A 7,748-nucleotide genomic window follows, 5' to 3' on the forward strand; every position below is an offset into this window, starting at 1 on the left:
ATTCCGTGGGGCCTGCCCTACGGAATCAATGCAACTGGAATTGCTGTTTCAGCGGCTGAGCGGCGCCATCGGCCAAGGTAACGCACAGGCTCGACAGGACATTGCTGCGGAACGGGATCACCTGGGTACGACCATCCAGCTGAACTATCTGGTAGAACTGCGGCAGGTTGAAGTTGATAAAGCTGGAACCGTAAGTGAAGCGATCGTGTGAAGAAGAATAGAAACGGCTCACGTCACGCACCAACTCCTCTTTACTGCCTTCACAATGGTGGTAAACCTCCACCCGGTTAGACTCATCCAGAATATAGATGTTAAAGCCTTTATCGTCCGACGTGTCTTCGAAGAAGAACTGAATGATCCCCTCACTGGCGAAACCATCCACTACCGGCGGCAAGTGCACCTGATCGGTTTCCACTTTGATCGACAGGCCGTGCAATTTGTTGTTGGAAATGGCGCCGTAGAATTCCACCGCGTTCTCCAGCTTTTGCACCGATACGCTCAGGCGCTCAAAGAACAGGCCCCAGGTCTGGCCGGCGACGCGCACCGCTTTGAAACGGCCCGGTTCCAGGCGTGTGCTGGACAAACGCAGCTCTATGCATTCCGACACCAGTTGCTGTATGCGGGTACGGATAAGACCGCGCAGGTGCTGGCTGTAGCAGAACACTTCTACCGATTCCGGTGGCGCGGCGTCCTGATGCATTTTACCGAGAATGGTCTTCAGCGCTTCCAGCACCGATTGCTCGCCGCTGAAATGCAGGGTACGCACTTCGTTCCATGAGTTGCGGTACAGCAGATCGATACTGCCCACCAGGCATTGCTGCTGCTGGCCGAAGCTGAACACGTCGAGCTTGCGGAAATCGAAATGCACCACCTGGTTGCGGAAGGCGGCGGTTGGATCGTTTTCCAGATTGACGATAATCGCCAGATGGCGAATTTCGCACGGGCTGTACAACGCTTTCGGTGTCGGTGCCGCCAGGCGCAGCGGGAAGTGATGCGATACGTCGGCTACCAGTTCCTGCAGTTTGGCCGTGTCGCACAAGTTGCCGCTCTTGATGTGCAGGCGGGTCTGCGGCGTCAGCAGGCCGTTGAAATAGGCCCAGGCCACCAGCTTGTTCAGGTAGCGGTTATATTCCAGCGGTTGGTGGCTGACGATGGAATCCATCGCCGGCGCCTGATTGTACAGATACCAACCGGTGCGGTTGGCGCGGCCAATCGGCACATGAATAAAGGTTAAGTCGTTTTCCGACAGGTCCGGTGAGATCTGCGGATTCACCAGCGTTACCTTGCCGGGCAGGGCTTCAAACGCCGCATACAGCTTGCGGGTGAGCACACCGATATCCTGCGGGCTGGCGCTGACGCTGAGGTTGTTACGCCGCGCGAAGCGGATCAGGTTGCGGTAACTTTGCATCATCGCATCCAGCAGCTCGTTGTGCGCTTCACGCACCCGTTCGATCTTCCAGTTGGCGCGGTTATCCAGGATAGCCAGGCGCTCTTCGTCCCAGCCCCATTCGCTGACCAACTGGCTAAGGATTTCGCGGCGCCAGCCGACGCAGGCGTTAGCGCGCGACAGTTTTTCGCAGACTTTCAGATAGAAACAGCGGCGGACGAGATCGAGGCGGGTGGTGTCGTTGATTTGGTTCAGATAATGCGTAACGCGTTCGAGCATCATGCAGTAGGAGTCGAGCCCGAAGCAGACGATCTCGCCTTCATGCAGGCGGTGTTTAATGTCCATCGCCAGCAGTTGGGTATTCGGGTATTCCCAGGAATAGGCTTCCAGCAGCAAGGTCTTCAGCACGGCCTTGTAAGGCGAATCGATGCTCTTGTACAACTGCCACAGGCTGGCGCCAAAATATTCTTCCGCCGACAGCGTGCTCAGGCCGCCGAGATCCAGCCATTCGTTCGGCGTCAACGCGCCTTGCGAATACAGCGACAGCACATACTCATCGTAATGCGCTTCTTCTTCGCCCGGCACCATGTTCCACAAAATACGTTTGCCGGCCAGGCGCACCGCGGTGCGGTAAAACTCGTCCAGCAGCAGGATATGTTGGGTGGATCCGCAGTTTTCGCCACCCAGGCTGCCGCTTTCGTTATGGCGGAAGCGGTTTTCATCGATCAGGAAGAAGCTGACTTCTACGCCCATCGACGCCGACCATTTTTCCAGCAGGCTGCATTTTTCCTGCAGACGGCTACGCTCTTCGTTATCCAGCCAGGACTGATGGCACACCCAGATGTCGAGATCCGAGCTGCAGCTTTGGCCGATAGACGACGTGCTGCCCATGGAGTAAACGCCGGTAATCGGCAGCTCACCGCTGGCCAGCTTATCAAACGGGCTGCCCCATTTGTCTTCTAAATCGTTGAGGTAATCTTGCTGGGTTTCATCAGGCGTGTAGAGGCAAACGCCGTGGGGAACGTTACCGTTCAGATAGCCCGGCATCAGTGGGTGATGGTGGTGCAGTAAGGTAGGCAGCAGACTGTATACCCGTTGAAACGCGGGCTTCATGGCCGCTAGGGCGCGATCGACTCGTAATTGGTTGATCGCATCCAGTCTCTGCTTCAGTGTCTCGATGTAGAGGTACAAGACGTCTCGCCTGATTATCCCGGTGTTTAGAAAAAACCCGTATTCCATAAGCGCCGTTAGTGTTGGAAGAATATTTGGCAACTTATTGTTGGAAACGTGATCAATTTAACACCTTGCTGATTGACCGTAAAGGAGGTAACGCTCCACTATTATTGTAGCGCTTCTCTAAACGATTTACCCGCAGTGTCAACTGCCCCAAAATACATCACACGTCCCGTTGATTCCGTTGTCCTTTCTTCGCCTGTGGCTTCTTGCACTGACAGTTTTCGCACTCAGTGGTAGGATGAACGGCGAATTATAAAAACGGTAACAAGCATGTTAGACAAAATTATTCGAATTGCCACCCGACAAAGCCCGCTAGCACTCTGGCAAGCACATTATGTGCAACAGCGCCTGATGGCCAGCCACCCCGGCCTGCAGGTTGAACTGGTGCCAATGGTCACAAAGGGCGACATTATTCTGGATACGCCGCTGGCGAAAGTCGGCGGTAAAGGCCTGTTTGTTAAAGAACTTGAGTTGGCGTTGCTGGAAGGCCGCGCCGATATCGCCGTCCATTCGATGAAAGACGTCCCGATAGATTTCCCCACCGGCCTGGGCCTGGTGACCATTTGCGAGCGTGACGATCCGCGCGACGCCTTTGTTTCCAATCGTTTCGCCTCGTTCGATCAGTTGCCGCAGGGCAGCGTGGTTGGCACCTCAAGCCTGCGCCGTCAGAGCCAGTTGCGCGAACGCCGGCCGGATTTGATCGTGCGCGATTTGCGCGGCAACGTCGGTACCCGCCTGGCCAAGCTGGATAACGGTGATTACGACGCCATTATTCTGGCGGTCGCCGGGTTGAAACGCCTGGGGCTGGAGCAACGTATCCGCAGCCCATTGAGCCCCGAAGAGTGCCTGCCGGCCGTCGGTCAGGGCGCGGTGGGCATCGAATGCCGCCTCGACGATGACGCCACGCGTGCGCTGCTCGCACCGCTCAATCACGCCGCAACCGATATCCGCGTGCGCGCTGAACGGGCGATGAATACGCGGCTGGAAGGCGGCTGTCAGGTACCGATCGGCAGCTATGCCGAACTGGAAGGCGACAGCCTGTGGCTGAGAGCCTTGGTCGGCTCACCGGACGGCAGCCAGATGGTGCGCGGCGAACGTCGCGGCCCGGCGGCCCTGGCCGAACAAATGGGCGTTGAGCTGGCGGAAGAACTGCTGGCGCGTGGCGCACGTGAAATCCTGCATGACGTTTATCAGGGAAATCCCCCGGCATGACGATTCTGGTAACCCGCCCTTCTCCTTTTGGAGAACAACTGGTGAGCCGCCTGCGCGCACTCGGCCGGGTTGCCTATCATGCCCCGTTGATCGATTTCGCCCCTGGCCGCGATCTGCCCAAACTGCCGCAGGCGTTGCAGCAACTCAATGATGGCGATCTGGTATTTGTCGTGTCGCAGCATTCGGTGAACTACGCCAATTCGGTCATTGGCCGTGCCGGGCTGACATGGCCGGCGCGCCTGACCTATTATGCCATTGGCCGGGCAACCGGGCTGGCGATGCACCGCATCAGCAGCCTGCCGGTGGAGTACCCGCGCGAGCAGCAGATCAGCGAAACGCTGTTGCTGCTGCCGGCGTTGCAGAAGCTGGACGGCAAGCAGGCGCTTATCCTGCGCGGCAACGGCGGGCGCGAGTTGCTCGGCGACCGGTTGAGCGAGCGTGGTGCCAACGTCAGCTATTATGAATGTTATCAACGCAGCCCGGTGCACTATGATGGCAGTGAGCAAAGCGCCCACTGGCAACGCGCCGGTGTTGATACGCTGGTCGTCACCAGCGGTGAAATGTTACAACAGCTCTATACTTTAGTTCCTGACTACTATCGTTCTTCGTGGCTATTACGTTGCCGCCTGGTCGTAGTGAGTGAACGCCTGGCTACCCTCGCCCAGGAATTGGGCTGGAGCATGATTCGGGTAGCTGATAACGCCGATAATGACGCGCTGATCCGCGCGCTACAATAAACCTGACTATGGGATGTACCACTATGACGGAACAAAATACCCCATCCGCCCCGGTTGAAGAACCCACCCCAGCGGTTGAGACCTCCCAGCAGCCAGACGCTGACCGCCGCAAAGGGAAAAATAGCGGTCCTGTGCTCGGCGCGATCGCTATCGTGCTGGTTATCGCACTGGGCGCGGGCGGCTATTACCACACACATCAGCAGGCACAACGGCTCATCGCCGCCAACCAAGCACTGCAGCAACAGCTTGACGGGCTGAAACAGAGCCAGCAGCAGGAAAGAAGCGCGCTGGAAGGTCTGTTGCAACAACAGGGCAAAACGCTGGACGCCGCCGACCGCGAGCAAGCCACTCTGGCACGGCAACTTAACGAGCTGCAGGAAAAGGTCGCGACCATCTCCGGCAGCGATGCCAAAACCTGGCTACTGGCGCAGGCCGATTTCCTGGTGAAAATGGCCGGGCGCAAGCTGTGGAGCGATCAGGACGTGACCAGTGCGGCGACGCTGTTGAAAAGTGCCGATGCCAGCCTGGCGGACATGAATGACCCCAGCCTGCTCGAGGTTCGTCGCGCCATCACCGAAGATATCAGCACGCTGTCCACCCTGACCCAGGTCGATTTCGACGGCATCATTCTCAAGACCAATCAGCTGTCTAACCAGGTCGACAACCTGCGTCTGGCGGATAACAACAGCGACGAAGCGCCAATGGATCAGGACAGCAGCGAGCTTTCCAGTTCGATTGGCGAATGGCGGCAGAACCTGGCCAAAAGCTGGCACAACTTTATGGCCGACTTTATTACCGTCCGCCGCCGCGATGCCAGCGCCGAACCGCTGCTGGCGCCGAATCAGGACATCTATCTGCGCGAGAATATCCGTTCGCGCCTGCTGGTGGCTGCGCAAGCTATCCCGCGCCATCAAAATGAGACGTACAAACAGTCGCTGGAAACCATCTCCACCTGGGTACGCGCCTACTTCGACACCACCGACCCCGCCACCAAAGCTTTTCTGGAAGAGTTGGACAGCCTGAGCCAGCAGTCGATCGCCATGGACGTGCCGGATCACTTGAAAAGCCAGCCATTGCTGGAAAAACTGATGCAGACCCGGGTGCGCAATCTGCTGACCCAGTCCCCTGCCGCTCACCAGGAGGGATAAGCCATGTTACGCGTGCTATTTCTGTTCCTGGTACTGATCGCAAGCGTGGTGGTCGGGCCGATGCTGGCCGGCCATCAGGGCTATGTGCTGATCCAGACCGATAACTACAATGTCGAAACCAGCGTCACCGGCCTGGTGATCATGGCAGTCTTGCTCTTTGTCGTGCTGCTGGCGATCGAATGGATCCTGCGCCGCATCTTCCGTACCGGCGCCCGTACCCGCGGCTGGTTCCTTGGCCGCAAACGCAGCCGGGCACGTAAACAAACCAAAGCCGCGCTGATCAAACTGGCTGAAGGGGATTACAAGCAGGTTGAAAAACTGCTGACGCGCAATGCCGACCATGCCGAACAGCCGGTAGTGAACTATCTGCTGGCTGCCGAAGCCGCACAGCAACGCGGTGATGATTTCCGCACCAATCAGTATCTGGAGCGCGCCGCCGAGGCCGCCGATACCGATCAGTTACCGGTGGATATCACGCGCGTACGCATTCAACTGGCGCAGGGGGAAAACCATGCGGCACGTCACGGCGTCGATCGTCTGCTGAACCAGGCACCGCGTCATCCGGAGGTCTTGCGTCTGGCAGAGCAGGCTTATCTGCGCACCGGCGCTTTTGCCTCATTGCTGGAAATTCTGCCGTCGATGGGCAAAATCAATTTGCACACCGAAGCTGAGCTGCAAGCGCTGCAACAGCAGGCTTACATCGGCTTGATGAATCAGGCGATGGCGGACGAGGGCAGCGATGGCCTGAAGCGCTGGTGGAAAGATCAGAGCCGTAAAACCCGCCATGAAGTCCCGCTGCAAATCGCGATGGTGGAACACCTGATCGAATGCAATGACCACGAAATGGCGCAGGAAATCGTGCTCGACAGCCTGAAGCGCCAGTATGACGAACGTTTGGTGCTGCTGATCCCGCGCCTGAAGTCCGGCAACCCGGAACAGTTGGAAAAAGCGCTGCGTCAGCAGGTCAAACAGCATGGCGCTACACCCTTGCTGAACAGTACGCTAGGTCAGTTGTTGATGAAACACGGTGAATGGCAACAGGCCGCCGATGCATTCCGGGAAGCGCTGAAACAGCGTCCGGATGCCTACGACTACGCATGGCTGGCAGATGTGCTGGATAAGCTGCACCGTTCGGACGAGGCCGCTCAAATGCGACGTGAAGGGCTGATGCTGACGTTGAAGCATAACGGCGAGTAACGCCGGCAATGTATTGTCCTCAAGGCGCGCCCTCTGGTCGCGCCTTTTTTATCCAACGTTGCTTATACCCAAGATAGTTGGAGTCACAGCAAGGCGGCAAGCTCACGAATCCCCAGTCACTTGGTCAACCAAGTGACTGGGGTGAGAGCGCGCAGTCAACGCGGCTGTGGCTTCAAATATGATGGGTATTAGGCAAAAAAAAACACTTGCCGCAGTGGCAAGTGTATAAAAAGCAATCAGGTCTAGGACAACAGGGGCGGTGCCTCACTCAACGTTATGCCCGGAGTGTGATGTCAGCAGTTACAAGCAACGCTGTCATCGTTCTGGTGGACAATAGGCACCCTAAATCGGCTCTGCATCATTCCCAGGGTTTATGAAGCCTAAGGCGAACATAAGAGGTGGAATGAGCATCTACGGAATAGATATTGCACAAGGCGTGCCAACTTCTGGCAGATGCTCGCCGGACTTTGCATAAAAACAACTATTCTATTGAATTACAAAACATTTAATTATTTTCACACCGATAACGCGGTTCGCACTCCTGCGCCATTCTCTTGGCCTCTCGCAGTAAACTATGTCGCCTTAGAACGACGACTTAAGCCAAAGTAATTTTTATCAAACAAAATCATCATGTTATATGTCTCAACCTGACGACAATGCATGATACCCATGTCGCTGAAACCCAACGATGAGCCAAAACCCGCAGACAGGAAGGACAAGGACAGGAAGGACAAGGACAGGAAGGACAAGGACAAGGACAAGGACAAGGACAAGGACAAGGACAAGGACAAGGACAAGGACAAGGACAAGGACAAGGACAAGGACAAGGAC

At 56.7% G+C, this 7,748-nt stretch carries 5 protein-coding genes; 4 read left to right on the forward strand and 1 reads right to left on the reverse strand.

From position 1 onward, the window contains the following. Window positions 1–25: 25 nt before the first annotated feature. A complete protein-coding gene (locus tag SPL01S_RS20265) occupies window positions 26–2,578 on the reverse strand; it encodes a class I adenylate cyclase (RefSeq protein WP_063202470.1) in 2,553 nt (850 codons plus the stop codon). Between the two features lie 315 nt (window positions 2,579–2,893). Between SPL01S_RS20265 and hemC the strand changes: the two genes are divergently transcribed. From hemC to hemY, 4 genes are read left to right on the forward strand one after another with little or no spacing between them, the layout of a single operon-like run. Then, window positions 2,894–3,835, forward strand: a complete 942-nt coding sequence (gene hemC, locus SPL01S_RS20270) for a hydroxymethylbilane synthase (RefSeq protein WP_063202472.1) — start codon at window positions 2,894–2,896, stop codon at window positions 3,833–3,835. Next, entirely contained in the window at window positions 3,832–4,572 is a 741-nt protein-coding gene (gene hemD, locus SPL01S_RS20275) for a uroporphyrinogen-III synthase (protein WP_004950904.1), read from the forward strand. Before hemC ends, hemD begins: the two co-directional genes overlap by 4 nt. Window positions 4,573–4,595: 23 nt before the next feature. Continuing rightward, window positions 4,596–5,720 carry a uroporphyrinogen-III C-methyltransferase gene (gene hemX, locus SPL01S_RS20280; RefSeq protein ID WP_020438290.1) on the forward strand — a complete coding sequence of 375 codons (1,125 nt, stop codon included), beginning with the start codon at window positions 4,596–4,598 and terminating at the stop codon, window positions 5,718–5,720. A 3-nt stretch (window positions 5,721–5,723) separates the two neighbouring features. Next, entirely contained in the window at window positions 5,724–6,917 is a 1,194-nt protein-coding gene (hemY, locus tag SPL01S_RS20285) for a protoheme IX biogenesis protein HemY (protein WP_004950900.1), read from the forward strand. The last annotated feature ends 831 nt before the right edge of the window (window positions 6,918–7,748 follow it).

Origin of the sequence: Serratia plymuthica NBRC 102599, from assembly GCF_001590925.1 — a bacterium.
Lineage (GTDB): Bacteria > Pseudomonadota > Gammaproteobacteria > Enterobacterales > Enterobacteriaceae > Serratia > Serratia plymuthica.

Excerpts from the sequence above, each read along its gene's own strand:
- hemC (WP_063202472.1), top strand. The coding sequence starts at position 2,894 with ATGTTAGACAAAATTATTCGAATTGCCACCCGACAAAGCCCGCTAGCA.
- hemD (WP_004950904.1), top strand. The coding sequence starts at position 3,832 with ATGACGATTCTGGTAACCCGCCCTTCTCCTTTTGGAGAACAACTGGTG.
- hemX (WP_020438290.1), top strand. The coding sequence starts at position 4,596 with ATGACGGAACAAAATACCCCATCCGCCCCGGTTGAAGAACCCACCCCA.
- hemY (WP_004950900.1), top strand. The coding sequence starts at position 5,724 with ATGTTACGCGTGCTATTTCTGTTCCTGGTACTGATCGCAAGCGTGGTG.